Source organism: Rhizobium indigoferae (genome assembly GCF_034554815.1).
Classification (GTDB): domain Bacteria; phylum Pseudomonadota; class Alphaproteobacteria; order Rhizobiales; family Rhizobiaceae; genus Rhizobium; species Rhizobium leguminosarum.
The window spans coordinates 1,419,948-1,437,685 of the sequence record NZ_CP140635.1; the positions used below are offsets into that span (position 1 = coordinate 1,419,948).

The window sequence follows — 17,738 nt, forward strand, 5'->3', positions numbered from 1 at the left end:
ACATCCGCGGCGGGCGTCTCTATGTCACCAGCACCTGAATAAGACCGACAGAGAAGCAGGAAAATGCGAGCGGAAATCGAAAACGTGGTCGATGAAACCAAGCAGGCTATCACCCTGCTGAGGAGGCATCTTTGACTGGGACCAGGCGATAAGACGGCTGGACTGGTTGAACAACAAGGCAGAGGATCCGAACCTCTGGAACGACGCTTCCGAAGCGCAGAAGCTGATGCGCGAGCGCCAGCAGCTGGATGACGGCATTAACGGTGTCAAGCAGCTCGAACAGCAGCTGAACGACAATATCGAGCTGATCGAGCTTGGCGAGGAAGAGGGAGACCAGAGCGTCGTCAAGGAAGCCGAGGACACGCTGAAGGCCTTGAAGGCCGAGGCTGCACGCCGCCAGGTGGAAGCCATGCTCTCCGGCGAAGCCGATGGCAACGACACTTATCTCGAAGTCCATTCCGGCGCCGGCGGCACCGAAAGCCAGGACTGGGCGAACATGCTTCTGCGCATGTACACCCGCTGGGCTGAACGCCAGCGTTTCAAGGTCGAGCTTCTCGAAGTTCATGACGGCGAAGAGGCTGGCATCAAGTCCGCGACCCTGCTCGTCAAGGGCCACAATGCCTATGGCTGGCTGAAAACGGAATCGGGCGTGCACCGCCTGGTGCGGATCTCGCCCTACGACAGCAATGCGCGTCGCCACACCTCCTTTTCGTCGATTTGGGTCTATCCGGTTGTCGACGACTCGATCCAGATCGAGATCAACGAAAGCGACTGCCGCATCGATACCTACCGTTCGTCGGGCGCCGGCGGCCAGCACGTCAACACCACCGACTCGGCCGTGCGCATCACGCATATCCCGACGGGCATCGTCGTGCAGTGCCAGCAGGAGCGTTCGCAGCACAAGAACCGTGCCAAGGCCTGGGACATGTTGCGCGCCCGCATGTACGAAGCGGAACTGAAGAAGCGCGAGGACGCTGCCAGCGCCGAAGCCGCTTCGAAGACGGAGATCGGCTGGGGTCACCAGATCCGCTCCTACGTGCTGCAGCCCTACCAGCTGGTCAAGGACCTTCGCACTGGTGTCGCCAGCAGCGCGCCGGACGACGTTCTCGACGGCGACCTGAACGAGTTTATGGAAGCAGCACTTGCCCACCGCATCAGCGGCGCCGCCGACGCGGTCGTCGAGGATGTCGACTGATCGGATTATCGATGCATTGAGATAACAAAAGCCCCGGAGACGGGGCTTTTGTTTTGCTCAAGCCATCGCGCTTATACCGCTGACTTGAAACAGCGCTGCCGACAGATTGGCAATCTCCTCATGAATGACTGCGCGCTCGATGCCTGGGGGATCGGTAAAGAGTTCTGCCGCAAAGGCAAGGCCGAGCGCCGTGCCCTCTGGCACGAAGACATAATGTCCAAGGCCGCCGCTGAAGATTTTAAGGGCGCTGCGCCGGAGCCGCGCATGCAGCCACGACGAACATTCTTCGGCCGGTGCCGCCCTGTCGGCGTCACCGACCAGGATAAGGGCAGGCGCATCGACAGCTTTCAGGCTTTCCTCGCTGAAACCGAGAACCGACCGGCCTGGCGCGCAGATGAGTGCGGCCTTGATTCTGTCGTCTCGGTAGGAGTTCGACATCCGGGACCATGAATCGCGAAACACATCGCTGGTGCGCAGCAATGCCGGGATATGGTCTGCAAGGTCGGGAAATTCCCTTGGTCCGCGCGCGCCACCAGGCTTCATCCTCGATGGTTCGAACTGCGAGAACTGTGCGACAGCCCCAAGAAGCAGCATCACGCTATAGGCCCCGGCCGAAAATCCGGCTGCGAAGACACTGTTCGTATCGATATCGCCAGAGAGATCGCTGAGCCATGCATCGCGGTGGTCGAGCATGTAGCTTAGGTCAGGCGCCCGCTCCCAAAGGCAGGCAAAGCCTTCAGCGCGATAGGGCTCGATGCCGGTATTGCCGTGGTGGCTGACGCCGAGCGCTGCAAACCCGCGATCGACCAGGCGTCGCGCCAGCCACTCCAGTCCGGCCGCGGATCCGCCGGTGCCATGCGACAACAGCACGAGGGGATAGGGCCCGGCCTCCGGCCGGATGGGGGCATCGCGGGCGACGGCCGCCCTCTGGAACCAGCTTCTTTCCGGGACGTCGCTTTGTGCGTCATCGGCGGCGGGGTACCAGAGGGACCAACGGATCGGTCTAGGGCCGGCGGCGTCCCAGTTCGACCTTTTCTCGTCGTAGAGGATGCCGTCGCGAAAGCCCAGTTTCATCTCTTGAATGCCCTTTGAACACGTCCCAGCCGTTCAATTCGTCGCCTTCTCCACGGTGATGTCGCCGAATTCGTCGATCAGCACGGTCCAGCCATCCGGCTCCGCGGCAGGGTCGGTCTTCAGATAGACCGTGGCGAAGAGCCCCGGTTCCTTGATGATGCCGTTCGAATTCTCGGGGCGTATATCGGTAACGTAAGGCTTCAGGTCGCTGAACTCCTGCAGCTCGATGGTCGAGGCGATCGCCGGGCCGGTCTCGGTCTGGGCAATCTGCTGCAGATAGATCTTCGAGGTCCTGTCCGGCTGGCGGACGGCAAAGAGCTTGTAGTAGCCGTGGCGCTGCGCGGCCTTTCCCTCGGGATTGGCGACGCTCTCGGCGCTCGTCGGCACCCGCTCGACCGCCGGTGCGTTGCCATCGTCCTCCCAGTAGCCGGTACTGGTCGCGAAAATCACCGATGCCGGCAGGAGGGCATCCTGCGCCGGGCCGGCCTCCGCTGCAATGCTCCATCCCGCAAGCAGGAGGCTGGTCATCAATATCCGTCGCATTGCCATCGTCTCAATCCTTGAACTGCTCGGCTAGAATCCGGTCGGACCAGGAGCGGTCGGGATCAGAAAGGATGCGCGCCGTCACATGCTCCGACTGGGCGATGCGAATATGCAGCACCGACTTGACCTCGGTATTGTCGGCCACTGCGTTCACCGGTCGCTTCTCCGGCTCGAGAATGTCGATATCGACGGTCACCTTGTTCGGAAGCAGAGCGCCCCTCCAGCGCCGAGGCCTGAAAGCGCTGACCGGCGTCATAGCGAGCAGCGGCGCCTCGAGCGGCAGGATCGGGCCATGGGCGGAAAGATTATACGCCGTCGATCCGGCAGGTGTCGCCACCATCAGCCCGTCGCAGATCAGTTCTTCCAGACGGACGCGCCCATCCACCATAACCCTTAGATTCGCAGCCTGATAGGACTGGCGAAAAAGATAGACCTCGTTGATGGCGAGCGCCGTCGAGTTGGTGCCGTCGGCGTTGGCCGTCGTCATCTGCAATGGCCGGAAGACGTTTTCGACGGCGACGCAGATGCGCTCCTGAAGCTGGTCGGTGCGATAGTCGTTCATCAGGAAGCCGACCGAGCCGCGATTCATGCCGTAAACCAGCTTGCCGGAGTTCATGGTGTTGTGCAGCGTCTGCAGCATGAATCCGTCGCCGCCGAGTGCGACAATGACGTCGGCTTCGTCGGCCGGGACGTCGCCATAGATGCGAATCAACTCCTCGCGCGCGGCAAGCGCCTCCGTCGTTGGTGAGGCGAGAAAGGAAAGCGTCTGAAATGAACGGCCCATGCAATGCCCTTTATGATGCTGCCCTAGCTAAAGGATAAAGACCTTGCGCGACAAGGACGTTTTCTATCGCGAAGCGTTTTGAGCTGCAGCCGAACTGTCCGCGCAGGCACGGATTTTCCCTTTACAGAATCACAGAATCTGCTAGTTGGGCAACTATTGCCCTTGTAGCTCAGTTGGTAGAGCACCTGATTTGTAATCAGGGGGTCCCGGGTTCGAACCCTGGCGGGGGCACCAGCCTACGCTCTGTGAGCTTCGGCTCGGCGAGCCGAAGAGAGCAACTAAGCGAAGGCGGACTGGTTCGAGAATGCTCCGGTTAGCTGCACCATCTTTCCCCACGATACCGTCTTTCTAAACAGAGCCTGGGTTCACGGCTGCCTCGCTCAATCGCACCGGCTTTTCAGATGGCACGTATCGCTTGATGAACCGCGTCTGAAGGGCTGCTTCACCGCCAATTCAGCCGCGACCGCTTATCTTCGCCTCATCAGCAATGAGGAAACAGCCATGAAGCTCGCACATCTCTTTCTCGCCGCAACCATTTCCGTCGGTGCGGCTTTCGCGTCCGTCGCACCGGCTGCCGCCATGCCGGCCGAGCGGCCGGCGGTGACGGCGCAGGGCGATATCGTTCAAATTCGTGATGGCTGGCGAGGTGATCGCGACCGCGACGACCGTGGCTGGCGAGGTGATCGCGACCGTGACGACCGTGGCTGGCGCGATGAGCGCGATTGGCGCCGGTCCGACTGGCGCGATGATCGCCGTCACTGGCGGCGGTGGCGTGCCGAGCGTTGGCAGGAGCGCCGCGAGTGGCGTGATCGCGATCGCGGTATGCCGTTCTGGCTCTACCGCGGTTGACAATAACGGCCCGGATCACCCGGGCCTTTATTTTAATGAGTGACGGGTTCGTTGACGCTCGCCTCGATCCGATCGCCATTGCCGGTCTGTCCGGCGCCGGAGGGCGACATCATTGCGATGCTAAGCACGGAGGCGACCATGAAGGCGACGACGGCGATCATTATGCGCATAAGCGTTCAATCCTCGTTCGATTCCGGGATTAACGCATGATCGCCGCCGGCGTTCCTGCCAGTATTATTGCACCTGTCCCGGCGTCGCGGGGCCGGGCGCCGTCGGCGACAGAGGATCGGGCTGGTGGATGGGGTGCGACGTGTCCACCCAGATGATGCTGATGATAATCACGACGAAGACCGCGATGAAAAGGATACCGAAAATCAGCGGTCGAATGGCCATGATAGGGATCGTTCCTTCTTGCTTCTGAGCCGGTCGCTACGACCGATCATTGGCCGATCATAGTGCTCCGGGGCGTCATTCCAAGGCAAAAGTGGATTTTTCTGGCATCGGTCGGGCGTTGCACGAGCGTTGTGCGTGTCCGTTTCCGTTTGTCGCGCCGGATCGAGCTCCTGCATAACTCCTTAAATCCGAATCGATATCGCGTCAGAAAAGACGCGCGGCGCCGTATGTCACGGATGATCGTCTATCCCGTCGAAGTGGCCCATGTAGGCGATACGGCGCGGGCCGATGGATGGAGCCCGACCGGCTGCCCTTGCTTGGGCCGGCCTATGCCTTCAGGTGGAGCCGCGCCGCGTAAAGTGCGATCGCCGCCGCATTGGAGACGTTGAGTGATTTGATCGCGCCCGGCATGTCGAGGCGGGCAAGTGCGTTGACGGTTTCCCGCGTCTTCTGCCGAAGCCCCTTGCCCTCCGAGCCAAGCACCAGCGCCACTTTCTCGCCGGAGAAGGTGCCTTCGAGCGGCGCCGGTCCTTCCGAATCGAGGCCGATGGTGGAGAAGCCGAGCTTGTGCAATTCACCGAGCGCATCGGCGAGATTGGTAACCTGTATATAAGGTATCAGTTCCAGAGCGCCGGAGGCGGACTTGGCGAGCACGCCCGATTCGGTCGGGCTATGTCGCTGCGTGGTAATGACCGCGCCGGCATTAAAGGCGACGGCCGAGCGCATGATCGCGCCGACATTGTGCGGATCGGTCACCTGATCGAGGACGAGCAGGAGAGGACTTTCCTTCAACGCTTCGAGTCGGCGTACCGGAAGCGGCCGTGTTTCCAACATCACGCCCTGATGGATCGCCTCGGGGCCGAGCACCTTGTCGATCTCCTGCGGCGAAACGATCTCGAAGGGCATGCCGAGCGTTTCGACGTCGACTTCGAGACGTGCGAGCGCGTTCTGCGTCACGAACAGTTTGATCTTCTTGCGCTCGGGATTGTCGAGGGCCGCGCGCACCGTATGCAGGCCATAGAGATGCACCTGGTCGGGCGCAAGCGCCGGCGGCTTCCAGTCGTCGCCGCCGCGCTTTCGCTTCTGCGGCTGAGGCGTCGGAATCTCCCCGCGTTCGCGCTTGGCGTCACGGTGGGCGCGCCGCAGAGTGGCGTAATGCGTATCCTTGGCGGATGGGTCTGTCGCGGTCTTGCCGCCGGATTTGTTGTCTTTGCTCATGCAGCTTTATAGCCATGGCGCTCGCTGCCGCATAGGCTTTCTTTCATATGCCGGCTTTCGGTGGCGAATGAAATTTTTCGTGTTTTTTCCGTTGTCATCGTGTTGACAGACTGAAATGCTCCGGTCATATACGCGGCGCAGACGACGGGCGGCAACGCTTCGAAGTCTGACGAACTTGGTCTTGCGATCCGGACGAAAAACTGGAGAGATGCCCGAGTGGTTAAAGGGGACGGACTGTAAATCCGTTGGCTCAGCCTACGTTGGTTCAAATCCAACTCTCTCCACCATTCGTCATCGGATCGGACCACCCCGCGGGTATAGCTCAATGGTAGAGCAGCAGCCTTCCAAGCTGAATACGCGGGTTCGATTCCCGCTACCCGCTCCAGTTTCCGTTACGCTACTTTATTCGACCGCTGCTGCCGTAGTCCCCGAGATGTCTCCGGCGCTGGCGGAGAAGCTGACGATTGCGATTGTCGACTGGCAGGGAAGGGCGCTCGACGCGGAACGGCTATGGCGCGTCTCCGGCGGTCAATGCGATTTTCTTTAAGATTTCAGCGATTTTCGAGGGGGCTTTGGCGAATCGCCTTGCAGGCGGCGAATTGTCTCCCATATGCGCTCTCAGGCCAAGAATGGCGTCTGCAATTAAGTCTTGCGCAATGTCGCCGAAAGCCTTAAACGGCGGCACTAAACCGGTTCGCCGGGGCCACCATTTTCGTTCACAGGAAGCATTCAAATGGGAAAGAGTAAGTTTGAGCGCAACAAGCCGCACGTCAACATTGGCACGATTGGCCACGTTGACCACGGCAAGACGTCTCTGACGGCAGCGATCACGAAGTACTTCGGTGAGTACAAGGCGTACGATCAGATCGACGCGGCTCCGGAAGAAAAGGCCCGTGGCATCACGATCTCGACGGCGCACGTCGAGTATGAGACGCCGGCCCGCCACTACGCGCACGTCGACTGCCCCGGCCACGCCGACTACGTCAAGAACATGATCACCGGTGCTGCCCAGATGGACGGCGCGATCCTGGTGTGCTCGGCCGCTGACGGCCCGATGCCGCAGACGCGCGAACACATCCTGCTGGCTCGCCAGGTCGGCGTTCCGGCAATCGTTGTGTTCCTGAACAAGGTCGACCAGGTTGACGACGCCGAGCTTCTCGAACTGGTCGAGCTCGAAGTTCGCGAACTGCTGTCGTCCTACGACTTCCCGGGCGACGATATCCCGGTCGTCAAGGGTTCGGCACTTGCTGCTCTTGAAGATTCGGACAAGAAGATCGGCGAAGACGCGATCCGCGAACTGATGGCTGCTGTTGACGCCTACATCCCGACGCCTGAGCGTCCGATCGACCAGCCGTTCCTGATGCCGATCGAAGACGTGTTCTCGATCTCGGGCCGCGGCACGGTTGTGACCGGCCGCGTCGAGCGTGGCATTGTCAAGGTTGGCGAAGAAGTCGAGATCGTCGGCATCCGTCCGACCTCGAAGACGACGGTGACCGGCGTTGAAATGTTCCGCAAGCTGCTCGATCAGGGCCAGGCCGGCGACAACATCGGTGCGCTGATCCGCGGTGTGAACCGTGACGGCGTCGAGCGTGGCCAGATCCTGGCGAAGCCCGGCTCTGTCAAGCCGCATAAGAAGTTCATGGCAGAAGCCTACATCCTGACGAAGGAAGAGGGTGGCCGTCATACGCCGTTCTTCACCAACTACCGTCCGCAGTTCTACTTCCGCACGACCGACGTGACGGGCATTGTGACGCTGCCGGAAGGCACGGAGATGGTGATGCCAGGCGACAACGTCACGGTTGCCGTCGAGCTGATCGTTCCGATCGCGATGGAAGAAAAGCTGCGCTTCGCGATCCGCGAAGGCGGCCGCACCGTCGGCGCCGGTATCGTCGCGTCGATCGTCGAATAACTTTCGAGTTATCCGCAATTATGAAGACCCCGCTGGAAACAGCGGGGTTTTTCATTTTCATGGCTTCCTGTAGGCTTAACAGGTGTTGTAAAAATATCGTTAAGTTGGCCTGTCACAGTATTTTGTTCATCTCACGTTCAGAAACCGGTTTGTGATTGGACCATTGTAGTCCAGACTCCTTCTTGCAAAGAGGAGAGCCCGGATGATTCCAAAGGCCACATTCGCTGCGACGATATTCGCGATGTATGTTTTCACGATGTTTTTCATCGCTGCAATTCCGCAAGAAGTTGTTCAGTCTGCCGTAGTGCAGATTGGCGAGGTAAGTGTCGTCAAGTGACGACCTTTGCCGAGCATCGCAGGGTTCTGCGATGACCGGAAATGATCGGCCAGGTGCTCCCGGATAGGATGCTCCTGGCGACGCGGGGGTGAACCCTTGCAGGACGCTCGCTTGCTCTTCGCGCGGAAGCGTCTATCTATGCCTCCGATTTCATGACGCGGAGGATATTCCATGAAAAGACGTATTCTGTTCACTGGCGGTTCGGGCAAGGCAGGTCGCCATGCTGTGCCATGGCTCGTCAATGCCGGTTACGAGGTTCACAACCTCGATCTTGTGCCGCTGGATAGCCCCGGCGTCACCAATCTCATCGCCGACATCACCGATAGCGGTCAGGTGTTCAACGCGCTCTCGATGCATCGCGATTTTCCCGATCTCGACGCGGGCAGGGGCGTGCAGCCCTTCGACGCCGTCGTGCATTTCGCCGCCATCCCGCGCATCCTGATCAAGCCCGATAACGAAACCTTCAGGATCAACACGATGGGCACCTATAATGTCATCGAGGCGGCGGTGAAGCTCGGCATCAGGAAGATCATCGTCGCATCGAGCGAGACGACCTACGGCGTCTGCTTCGCCGAAGGCCATCGCGATTTCCACCAGTTCCCGCTGGAGGAGGACTACGACGTCAATCCGATGGATTCCTACGGCCTTTCGAAGGTGGTCAACGAAAAGACGGCGCGCGCCTTTGCCGAACGTTCGGGCTTCGACATCTATGCGCTGCGCATCGGCAACGTCATCGAACCTGACGACTACGAGAAGTTCCCGACCTATTTCGCCAATCCCGAGATGCGCAAGCGCATCGCCTGGAGCTATATCGACGCCCGCGACCTCGGACAGATCTGCCATCTCTGCATCGAGAAGGACGGCCTCGGCTATCAGGTCTTCAATGCCGCCAATGACACCGTCTCGGCCAATACGCCATCGAAGGAGCTTGCGAAGCGATTCTTTCCGAACGTGCCTTTCACTCGCGAGATCGGCGAATATGAGAGCCTGCTCTCCAACCGCAAGATCCGCGAGGTGCTGGGCTTCAGGGAAGAGCACGATTGGCGGAAATATGTGAAGGTCTGAACGGATCTGGTCACGCGATTGAAAAGCCGATCGTTCGCATATCAGGAGAATGGCTTTGAAAATCGAAAATCGTGCTTGCCAATCCCGTGTCGTCGTCTTAAAGGGAGCACCATGCTTTTCAGCAGCGATTTGCGGGCCTTGGCTCAGGCGCTGAATGATCGGTATGAAGGGGTATAGCTCAGTTGGTAGAGCGGCGGTCTCCAAAACCGCAGGTCGTAGGTTCGAGCCCTACTGCCCCTGCCATTTTCCTTGATGCGGGACAGCGCGGATATGCTCGCGGCATTTCCGGCCGAGGATTGATTGGTGGTAAGTAATTTCGTTAAACTTCGGTTTCCCTCTTGTGTATTCGGAAATCGGTGTTTATTTAGGGTTCAACAGACACGCGGTGCGTGGGGCTGATAGTTTCAGCTTTACGCGCCGTAATTGCGTGGGCAGTCGATGGCATCCAAATCCAATCCGTTTGCGTTTCTGCAGCAGGTTCGCTCCGAGACGTCCAAAGTTACATGGCCATCGCGCCGCGAGACCATGATCTCGACGGTCATGGTGCTGGTGATGGTGGTTTTCGCTGCGCTGTTTTTCTTTGCCGCTGACCAGCTGATCGGCTGGGCTCTGAGCTTCGTGCTGAATACCGGCAACTGATACGGGTGGAGATGAAAATGGCGGCACGTTGGTACATCGTCCACGCATATTCTAATTTTGAAAAGAAGGTGGCTGAAGATATCGAGAACAAGGCTCGCCAGAAGGGGCTTGAGCACCTGTTCGAGAAGATCCTCGTGCCGACCGAAAAGGTGGTGGAAGTGCGTCGCGGCCGCAAGGTCGATTCCGAGCGCAAGTTCTTCCCGGGCTATGTCATGGTTCGTGCCAATCTGACGGACGAAGCCTACCATCTGATCAAGAATACGCCGAAGGTCACAGGCTTCCTCGGCTCCGACAATAAGCCCGTTCCGATTCCGGACTACGAAGCCGAGCGCATTCTCGGTCAGGTCCAGGAAGGTGTCGAGCGGCCGAAGGCTTCCATTACCTTCGAGATCGGCGAGCAGGTCCGCGTTTCCGACGGCCCATTCGCGTCGTTCAATGGCACGGTTCAGGATGTGGACGAAGAGCGTTCGCGCCTGAAGGTGGAAGTGTCGATCTTCGGCCGCGCAACGCCGGTCGAGCTGGAATACGCTCAGGTCGAGAAGGTCTGATTGCAGAAACCGGAAGCTGGCCCTTGCGGCCTGTTTCCTGCGGACCTTGTCCGCACCCGCGTGGAAGGTGAGGGGGTCTTAGCCGGACCCTGATGATCCGCACCACGCAACCGCAGCCGCCGGAGAGATCCGGCATCACGGGCCGGGCGACCGGCCGTTCATGAAAGGCAGAGAGATATGGCTAAGAAAGTTGCAGGCCAGCTCAAGCTTCAGGTCAAGGCAGGATCGGCAAACCCGTCCCCGCCGATTGGTCCGGCGCTTGGTCAGCGTGGCATTAACATCATGGAATTCTGCAAGGCGTTCAATGCCGCCACGCAGGAAATGGAAAAGGGTATGCCGATCCCGGTCGTCATTACCTATTACCAGGACAAGTCCTTCACCTTCGCGATGAAGCAGCCGCCGGTCAGTTACTGGCTGAAGAAGGAAGCGAAGATCACATCCGGTTCCAAGACGCCCGGCAAGGGTGCCAAGGCCGGCTCCCTCACCAAGGCTCAGATCAAGTCGATCGCAGAAGCCAAGATGAAGGATCTGAACGCAGCGGATATCGAAGGTGCAATGGCGATGATCGAGGGCTCTGCCCGCGCCATGGGCCTGGAAGTGGTGGGTTAAGATCATGGCTGGTAAGCGCACGCAGAAGATCAACGAAGGTGTTGATCCCACCAAGCTCTACGCTCTGACCCTGGCCATCGGCATGGTCAAGGAACGGGCTGTCGCCAAGTTCGACGAAACCATCGAAGTCTCGATGAACCTCGGCGTTGACCCGCGCCATGCGGACCAGATGGTTCGCGGCGTCGTCAACCTTCCGAACGGCACGGGCCGTACGGTTCGCGTTGCCGTCTTCGCTCGTGGCGCCAAGGCTGACGAAGCCAAGGCCGCCGGTGCCGATATCGTCGGCGCCGAAGAGCTTGTCGAAATCGTCCAGGGCGGCAAGATCGAATTCGATCGCTGCATCGCCACCCCCGATATGATGCCGCTCGTCGGCCGTCTCGGTAAGGTTCTCGGCCCCCGCGGCATGATGCCGAACCCGAAGGTAGGCACCGTCACCATGGACGTCGCCGGAGCCGTCAAGGCTTCCAAGGGCGGTGCTGTCGAGTTCCGCGTCGAGAAGGCTGGCATCGTCCATGCCGGCATCGGCAAGGCCTCTTTCGACGCCAAGGCTCTGGAAGAAAACATCCGCGCCTTTGCTGACGCCGTCATCAAGGCGAAGCCGGCAGGCGCCAAGGGCAACTACGTCAAGCGCGTGGCGATTTCCTCGACCATGGGTCCGGGCGTCAAGATCGAGCCCGGCTCGGTCACCGGTGCGCCGGCTGCATAAGTTTACTGCCGGGCTTTAAATCCGGCGACTGAATTTCCGGCCTCGCAAGGGGCCGGAATATTCCGGAGAAATCCGGAATCCTGTCCGAGATTGCAGGTGGTTTTCCCTTAATCACTTAGCCTGCATGAGACGGGTAAGACCCGAATTGCATGAAGTTCGCTTCTAGGAACTCGGTTCGAGCCTTGGATGCCTTGTGCCTCTTTAGCCTTGATCGGCGCGAGAGCGCGGGGGGACAGGATCCTCAAGCGTCGCTTGGGATCTCGCAGGATCCCAGGAGGCAAAAGGCAACCGGCGGGCCCGTTTTTGGTCCCGCCAACTGGAGATAGGCAGTGGAAAGAGCGGAAAAACGCGAATTCGTCACGGAACTGAACGAAGTCTTCAAGGCTTCGGGCTCAGTTGTCGTGGCCCACTATGCTGGTGCTACAGTCGCGCAGATGAACGATTTTCGTTCGAAGATGCGCGCAGCTGGCGGCACCGTCAAAGTCGCGAAGAACCGCCTGGCCAAGATCGCCCTTCAGGGTACGGAAGCGGAAGGGATGTCCAATCTCTTCAAGGGTCAGACGCTGATTGCATACAGCACCGATCCGATCACCGCTCCGAAAGTCGTCATGGATTTCGCCAAGACCAATGACAAGATCATTGTTCTGGGCGGCGCCATGGGAACAACCACGCTCAACGCCGATGCAGTCAAGTCGCTTGCGACCCTGCCTTCGCTCGATGAGTTGCGTGCGAAGCTGCTGGGCATGATCCAGACACCGGCTACCCGCATCGCTGGGGTTGTTGCAGCACCGGCAAGCCAGCTTGCCCGCGTGTTTGCGGCCTACGCCAAGAAGGACGAAGCCGCGTAAGGCGGTTTTTCGCTGTTTATAATCAACCGGTTCGAACCGAACAAAAGGAACTAGTAAAATGGCTGATCTCGCAAAGATCGTTGACGACCTCTCCTCGCTGACCGTTCTGGAAGCTGCAGAACTGTCGAAGCTTCTTGAAGAAAAGTGGGGCGTTTCCGCTGCTGCTCCGGTAGCTGTTGCTGCCGCTGCCGGCGGTGCTGGCGCTGCTGCTGTCGTTGAAGAAGAAAAGACCGAATTCGACGTCATCCTCGTCGAAGCTGGTGCCAACAAGATCAACGTCATCAAGGAAGTCCGCGCCATCACGGGTCTCGGCCTCAAGGAAGCCAAGGACCTCGTCGAAGCCGCTCCGAAGGCTGTCAAGGAAGGCGTCAACAAGGCTGAAGCCGCTGACATCAAGAAGAAGCTTGAAGACGCTGGCGCCAAGGCCGACGTCAAGTAATCTTGAACTGCTTTGGGAGGCAGTATTTCTACTGCCTCCCATTTGCCGTTTTTCTGAACGAATTACCCAAAAGCCGCGTCGAAACGGCTTTTGGGTAATGGGTTCTTCAAAAGGATGGTCTCGCACCGAGGGCAGCACAGCAATCCGAGCTGAGCGTTTTCTGGAGTCGGACGAGATTGAACTACTCATTGATTGACGGGATCGACTGGCCATCGGTTCCCGTCCGTTGCAGGCCCGGGTGCAAGATTTTGAAGGAGCGACGATGGCTCAGACCCTTTCGTTCAATGGTCGCAGGCGCGTACGCAAGTTTTTTGGTAAGATCCCCGAAGTCGCAGAAATGCCGAACCTCATCGAGGTTCAGAAGGCGTCCTACGACCAGTTTCTAATGGTTGAAGAGCCGAAGGGCGGCCGACCCGACGAAGGTCTTCAGGCCGTTTTCAAGTCGGTTTTCCCGATCACCGATTTCTCCGGTGCATCGATGCTGGAATTCGTGTCCTACGAGTTCGAACCGCCGAAGTTCGACGTTGACGAATGCCGTCAGCGCGACCTGACCTATGCCGCGCCGCTGAAGGTGACGCTGCGCCTCATCGTGTTCGATATCGACGAGGATACCGGCGCGAAGTCGATCAAGGACATCAAGGAACAGTCCGTCTACATGGGCGACATGCCGCTCATGACCAACAACGGCACGTTTATCGTCAACGGCACCGAGCGCGTGATCGTTTCCCAGATGCACCGTTCGCCGGGCGTCTTCTTCGACCATGACAAGGGCAAGAGCCATTCTTCCGGCAAGCTGCTCTTTGCTGCGCGCGTAATCCCCTATCGCGGTTCCTGGCTCGATATCGAATTCGACGCCAAGGACATCGTCTACGCCCGTATCGACCGCCGCCGCAAGATCCCTGTGACGTCGCTGCTGATGGCGCTCGGCATGGACGGCGAGGAAATCCTCGACACCTTCTACACGAAGTCGCTCTACAAGCGCGACGGCGAAGGCTGGCGCATTCCCTTCAAGCCGGAAACGCTGAAGGGTGCCAAGGCGATCACCGAGATGGTCGACGCCGATACCGGCGAAGTCGTCGTGGAAGCCGGCAAGAAGCTGACCCCGCGCCTGCTGCGCCAGCTTTCCGACAAGGGCCTGAAGGCCCTCAAGGCCGCCGACGACGATCTTTACGGCAATTACCTTGCCGGCGACATCGTCAACTACTCCACGGGTGAGATCTACCTCGAGGCCGGCGACGAAATCGACGAGAAGACGCTTGGCGTTATCCTGGCGAATGGTTTCGACGAGATCCCGGTTCTCGGCATCGATCACATCAATGTCGGCGCCTATATCCGCAACACGCTGACAGCCGACAAGAACGAGAACCGTCAGGACGCTCTGTTCGACATCTACCGCGTCATGCGTCCGGGTGAGCCGCCGACCATGGAATCGGCCGAAGCCATGTTCAACTCGCTGTTCTTCGATGCGGAGCGTTACGACCTCTCCGCCGTCGGCCGCGTCAAGATGAACATGCGCCTCGACCTGACCGTCGAAGACACCGTCCGCATCCTGCGCAAGGATGACATCCTGGCCGTGGTCAGGATGCTGGTCGAACTGCGCGATGGCAAGGGCGAGATCGACGACATCGACAACCTCGGCAACCGCCGCGTCCGTTCGGTCGGCGAGCTGATGGAAAACCAGTACCGTCTCGGCCTGCTGCGCATGGAGCGCGCGATCAAGGAACGCATGTCCTCGATCGAGATCGACACGGTCATGCCGCAGGACCTGATCAACGCCAAGCCGGCCGCCGCTGCCGTTCGCGAATTCTTCGGTTCCTCGCAGCTCTCGCAGTTCATGGACCAGGTCAACCCGCTCTCGGAAATCACCCACAAGCGCCGTCTTTCGGCTCTTGGCCCGGGCGGTCTGACCCGTGAGCGTGCCGGCTTCGAAGTCCGCGACGTGCATCCGACCCACTATGGCCGCATCTGCCCGATTGAAACGCCGGAAGGCCCGAACATCGGTCTCATCAACTCGCTTGCGACCTTTGCCCGCGTCAACAAGTACGGCTTCATCGAAAGCCCGTACCGCCGCATCGTCGACGGCAAGGTGACGAACGACGTGCTCTACCTCTCCGCCATGGAAGAGGCGAAGTACTACGTCGCACAGGCCAACGCCGAGATGAACGCTGACGGTTCCTTCGTCGATGAATTCGTCGTCTGCCGTCATGCCGGTGAAGTTATGCTCGCCCCGCGCGACAGCATGAACCTGATGGACGTCTCGCCGAAGCAGGTCGTTTCGGTCGCAGCCGCGCTCATCCCGTTCCTGGAAAACGACGACGCCAACCGCGCGCTCATGGGCTCGAACATGCAGCGTCAGGCAGTGCCGCTGCTGCGTGCCGAAGCTCCGTTCGTCGGTACCGGCATGGAACCGGTCGTCGCCCGTGACTCCGGTGCCGCCATCGGCGCCCGCCGCGGCGGCGTGGTCGACCAGGTCGACGCGACGCGTATCGTTATCCGCGCCACGGAAGACCTCGAAGCCGGCAAATCCGGCGTCGATATCTACCGCCTGCAGAAGTTCCAGCGTTCGAACCAGAACACCTGCGTCAACCAGCGCCCGCTGGTCACCGTCGGTGACGAGGTCAACCGCGGCGACATCCTCGCCGACGGCCCGTCGACCGATCTCGGCGACCTGGCGCTCGGCCGCAACGCGCTCGTCGCGTTCATGCCTTGGAACGGCTACAACTACGAAGACTCGATCCTGCTCTCCGAGCGTATCGTTGCCGACGACGTGTTCACCTCCATTCACATCGAGGAATTCGAAGTGATGGCGCGCGACACCAAGCTTGGTCCTGAGGAAATCACCCGCGATATTCCGAACGTTTCGGAAGAAGCGCTGAAGAACCTCGACGAAGCCGGCATCGTCTATATCGGCGCTGAAGTTCAGCCGGGCGATATCCTCGTCGGCAAGATCACACCGAAGGGCGAAAGCCCGATGACGCCGGAAGAAAAGCTTCTGCGCGCCATCTTCGGCGAAAAGGCCTCCGACGTGCGCGACACCTCCATGCGCATGCCGCCCGGCACTTACGGCACGATCGTCGAAGTTCGCGTCTTCAACCGCCACGGCGTTGAAAAAGACGAGCGCGCGATGGCGATCGAGCGCGAAGAAATCGAGCGTCTGGCAAAGGACCGTGACGACGAGCAGGCGATCCTCGACCGCAACGTCTACGGCCGTCTGATCGAGATGCTGCGCGGCCAGGCTTCCATTGCCGGTCCGAAGGGCTTCAAGAAGGGCAGCGAGCTTTCGAACGCCGTCGTCTCCGAATATCCCCGCTCGCAGTGGTGGATGTTCGCGGTCGAAGATGAAAAGGTCCAGAGCGAGCTCGAAGCCCTGCGTGGTCAGTACGACGAATCCAAGTCGCGCCTCGAACAGCGCTTCATGGACAAGGTCGAAAAGGTCCAGCGCGGCGATGAAATGCCCCCTGGCGTCATGAAGATGGTCAAGGTCTTCGTCGCCGTAAAGCGCAAGATCCAGCCGGGCGACAAGATGGCCGGCCGTCACGGGAACAAGGGCGTCGTCTCGCGCATTGTGCCGGTGGAAGACATGCCGTTCCTCGAAGACGGCACGCATGTCGACGTCGTTCTGAACCCGCTCGGCGTGCCTTCGCGCATGAACGTAGGCCAGATCCTCGAAACGCATCTGGGTTGGGCTTGCGCCGGCATGGGTCGCCAGATCGGCGAACTGATCGATGCATACAAGGCCAATGGCAACATTGAGCCGCTGCGCAAGACCATCGGCGATGTCGTCGGTACCGGCCCGAAGGCCGAACAGGTCCATGAGTTCGACGATGACTCGGTTCTGCGTCTCGCCGACCAGTGGAAGCGTGGCGTTTCGATTGCGACGCCTGTTTTCGATGGTGCGAACGAAGCCGACGTCAACGACATGCTGCGTCTGGCAGGTCTCAAGGATACGGGTCAGTCGACGCTCTATGACGGCCGTACCGGCGAGCAGTTCGACCGCCAGGTGACCGTGGGCTACATCTACATGCTGAAGCTCAACCACTTGGTCGACGATAAGATCCATGCTCGTTCGATCGGTCCTTACTCGCTCGTGACCCAGCAGCCGCTGGGCGGCAAGGCGCAGTTCGGCGGTCAGCGCTTCGGCGAAATGGAAGTCTGGGCGCTCGAAGCATACGGCGCGGCCTACACGCTGCAGGAAATGCTGACGGTGAAGTCGGACGACGTCGCCGGCCGCACCAAGGTCTACGAAGCCATTGTCCGCGGAGACGACACGTTCGAAGCCGGTATTCCGGAAAGCTTCAACGTTCTCGTCAAGGAAATGCGCTCGCTGGGCCTCAGCGTCGAGCTCGAGAATACCAAGCTTGACGAGGCGCAGGCAGCTCAGCTGCCCGACGCGGCCGAGTAAGCACTTAATAGGGCGTGCGCTGCCAATGCAGCGCACGCCGGTCCCGCCGGGCGCCGTATCCGTGTCGGCCCGGAAGGGAAGTTTCGCCGCATCTCGCGGTTATTCTCGTTTAAGCGAGGGAGGCGGCTCCCGGGAATTTGCCGCCGACCATCGCATTTTAAGGGCGCTTTAGCCCATGAA

At 59.8% G+C, this 17,738-nt stretch carries 17 protein-coding genes and 4 tRNA genes; 15 read left to right on the plus strand and 6 right to left on the minus strand.

Features of this window, described 5'->3' with window-relative positions:
- Positions 1 to 63: 63 nt before the first annotated feature.
- A protein-coding gene (gene prfB / locus U5G49_RS07215; protein WP_112902571.1) for a peptide chain release factor 2 occupies positions 64 to 1,195 on the plus strand; the annotation gives its coding sequence in 2 pieces (ribosomal slippage) (positions 64 to 132 and positions 134 to 1,195; 1,131 coding nt in all).
- 57 nt (positions 1,196 to 1,252) lie between these two features.
- Here the strand turns inward: prfB and U5G49_RS07220 are convergent.
- From U5G49_RS07220 to U5G49_RS07230, 3 genes are read right to left on the minus strand one after another with little or no spacing between them, the layout of a single operon-like run.
- The gene (locus tag U5G49_RS07220) at positions 1,253 to 2,269 is read right to left on the minus strand and encodes an alpha/beta hydrolase family protein (protein ID WP_193444415.1); all 1,017 of its coding nucleotides are present in this window, start codon (positions 2,267 to 2,269) and stop codon (positions 1,253 to 1,255) included.
- Positions 2,270 to 2,302: 33 nt separating this feature from the next.
- A complete protein-coding gene (locus U5G49_RS07225; protein WP_047622607.1) occupies positions 2,303 to 2,818 on the minus strand; it encodes a hypothetical protein in 516 nt (171 codons plus the stop codon).
- Positions 2,819 to 2,822: 4 nt separating this feature from the next.
- Positions 2,823 to 3,596, minus strand: a complete 774-nt coding sequence (locus U5G49_RS07230; protein WP_168298171.1) for an NAD kinase — start codon at positions 3,594 to 3,596, stop codon at positions 2,823 to 2,825.
- A gap of 158 nt (positions 3,597 to 3,754) precedes the next feature.
- Here U5G49_RS07230 and U5G49_RS07235 point away from each other — a divergent pair.
- Both U5G49_RS07235 and U5G49_RS07240 read left to right on the plus strand, forming a co-directional pair.
- Positions 3,755 to 3,830: transfer RNA gene (locus tag U5G49_RS07235), tRNA-Thr, on the plus strand.
- Between the two features lie 195 nt (positions 3,831 to 4,025).
- Entirely contained in the window at positions 4,026 to 4,445 is a 420-nt protein-coding gene (locus U5G49_RS07240; protein WP_172643992.1) for a hypothetical protein, read from the plus strand.
- Between the two features lie 32 nt (positions 4,446 to 4,477).
- Here U5G49_RS07240 and U5G49_RS07245 read toward each other — a convergent pair whose 3' ends face one another.
- The 3 genes from U5G49_RS07245 to rlmB form a co-directional block, all read right to left on the minus strand.
- Complete coding sequence (locus U5G49_RS07245) at positions 4,478 to 4,615, minus strand: hypothetical protein (protein WP_003547501.1); 138 nt, start codon at positions 4,613 to 4,615, stop codon at positions 4,478 to 4,480.
- Between the two features lie 64 nt (positions 4,616 to 4,679).
- Complete coding sequence (locus U5G49_RS07250) at positions 4,680 to 4,838, minus strand: hypothetical protein (RefSeq protein WP_003558513.1); 159 nt, start codon at positions 4,836 to 4,838, stop codon at positions 4,680 to 4,682.
- 327 nt (positions 4,839 to 5,165) lie between these two features.
- On the minus strand, positions 5,166 to 6,056 hold the full coding sequence (gene rlmB, locus U5G49_RS07255; protein WP_193444416.1) for a 23S rRNA (guanosine(2251)-2'-O)-methyltransferase RlmB: 891 nt from the start codon (positions 6,054 to 6,056) through the stop codon (positions 5,166 to 5,168).
- A gap of 202 nt (positions 6,057 to 6,258) precedes the next feature.
- On the opposite strand from rlmB, the gene U5G49_RS07260 reads away from it, so the two are divergent.
- The 12 genes from U5G49_RS07260 (at position 6,259) to rpoB (ending at position 17,558) form a co-directional block, all read left to right on the plus strand.
- Positions 6,259 to 6,343: transfer RNA gene (locus U5G49_RS07260), tRNA-Tyr, on the plus strand.
- Positions 6,344 to 6,367: 24 nt separating this feature from the next.
- Positions 6,368 to 6,441 (plus strand) — tRNA-Gly (locus U5G49_RS07265).
- Between the two features lie 348 nt (positions 6,442 to 6,789).
- Positions 6,790 to 7,965, plus strand: coding sequence for an elongation factor Tu (gene tuf / locus U5G49_RS07270; RefSeq protein WP_018241634.1), 1,176 nt, complete (start codon positions 6,790 to 6,792; stop codon positions 7,963 to 7,965).
- Positions 7,966 to 8,473: 508 nt separating this feature from the next.
- A complete protein-coding gene (locus U5G49_RS07275) occupies positions 8,474 to 9,367 on the plus strand; it encodes an NAD-dependent epimerase/dehydratase family protein (RefSeq protein WP_018241635.1) in 894 nt (297 codons plus the stop codon).
- Positions 9,368 to 9,534: 167 nt separating this feature from the next.
- Positions 9,535 to 9,610: transfer RNA gene (locus U5G49_RS07280), tRNA-Trp, on the plus strand.
- A gap of 195 nt (positions 9,611 to 9,805) precedes the next feature.
- Positions 9,806 to 10,006, plus strand: a complete 201-nt coding sequence (secE, locus tag U5G49_RS07285) for a preprotein translocase subunit SecE (protein WP_003547514.1) — start codon at positions 9,806 to 9,808, stop codon at positions 10,004 to 10,006.
- Between the two features lie 17 nt (positions 10,007 to 10,023).
- Positions 10,024 to 10,554 (plus strand): transcription termination/antitermination protein NusG, encoded by a 531-nt coding sequence (gene nusG, locus U5G49_RS07290; RefSeq protein ID WP_003547516.1) that lies wholly within the window; start codon positions 10,024 to 10,026, stop codon positions 10,552 to 10,554.
- A gap of 177 nt (positions 10,555 to 10,731) precedes the next feature.
- Positions 10,732 to 11,163, plus strand: coding sequence for a 50S ribosomal protein L11 (gene rplK, locus U5G49_RS07295; RefSeq protein ID WP_003547518.1), 432 nt, complete (start codon positions 10,732 to 10,734; stop codon positions 11,161 to 11,163).
- A gap of 4 nt (positions 11,164 to 11,167) precedes the next feature.
- Positions 11,168 to 11,869, plus strand: a complete 702-nt coding sequence (gene rplA / locus U5G49_RS07300; protein ID WP_012757015.1) for a 50S ribosomal protein L1 — start codon at positions 11,168 to 11,170, stop codon at positions 11,867 to 11,869.
- A gap of 329 nt (positions 11,870 to 12,198) precedes the next feature.
- Positions 12,199 to 12,717 (plus strand): 50S ribosomal protein L10, encoded by a 519-nt coding sequence (gene rplJ, locus U5G49_RS07305; RefSeq protein ID WP_003547522.1) that lies wholly within the window; start codon positions 12,199 to 12,201, stop codon positions 12,715 to 12,717.
- 58 nt (positions 12,718 to 12,775) lie between these two features.
- Positions 12,776 to 13,156 (plus strand): 50S ribosomal protein L7/L12, encoded by a 381-nt coding sequence (gene rplL / locus U5G49_RS07310; RefSeq protein ID WP_018241636.1) that lies wholly within the window; start codon positions 12,776 to 12,778, stop codon positions 13,154 to 13,156.
- 262 nt (positions 13,157 to 13,418) lie between these two features.
- On the plus strand, positions 13,419 to 17,558 hold the full coding sequence (gene rpoB / locus U5G49_RS07315) for a DNA-directed RNA polymerase subunit beta (protein ID WP_018241637.1): 4,140 nt from the start codon (positions 13,419 to 13,421) through the stop codon (positions 17,556 to 17,558).
- Positions 17,559 to 17,738 lie beyond the last annotated feature (180 nt).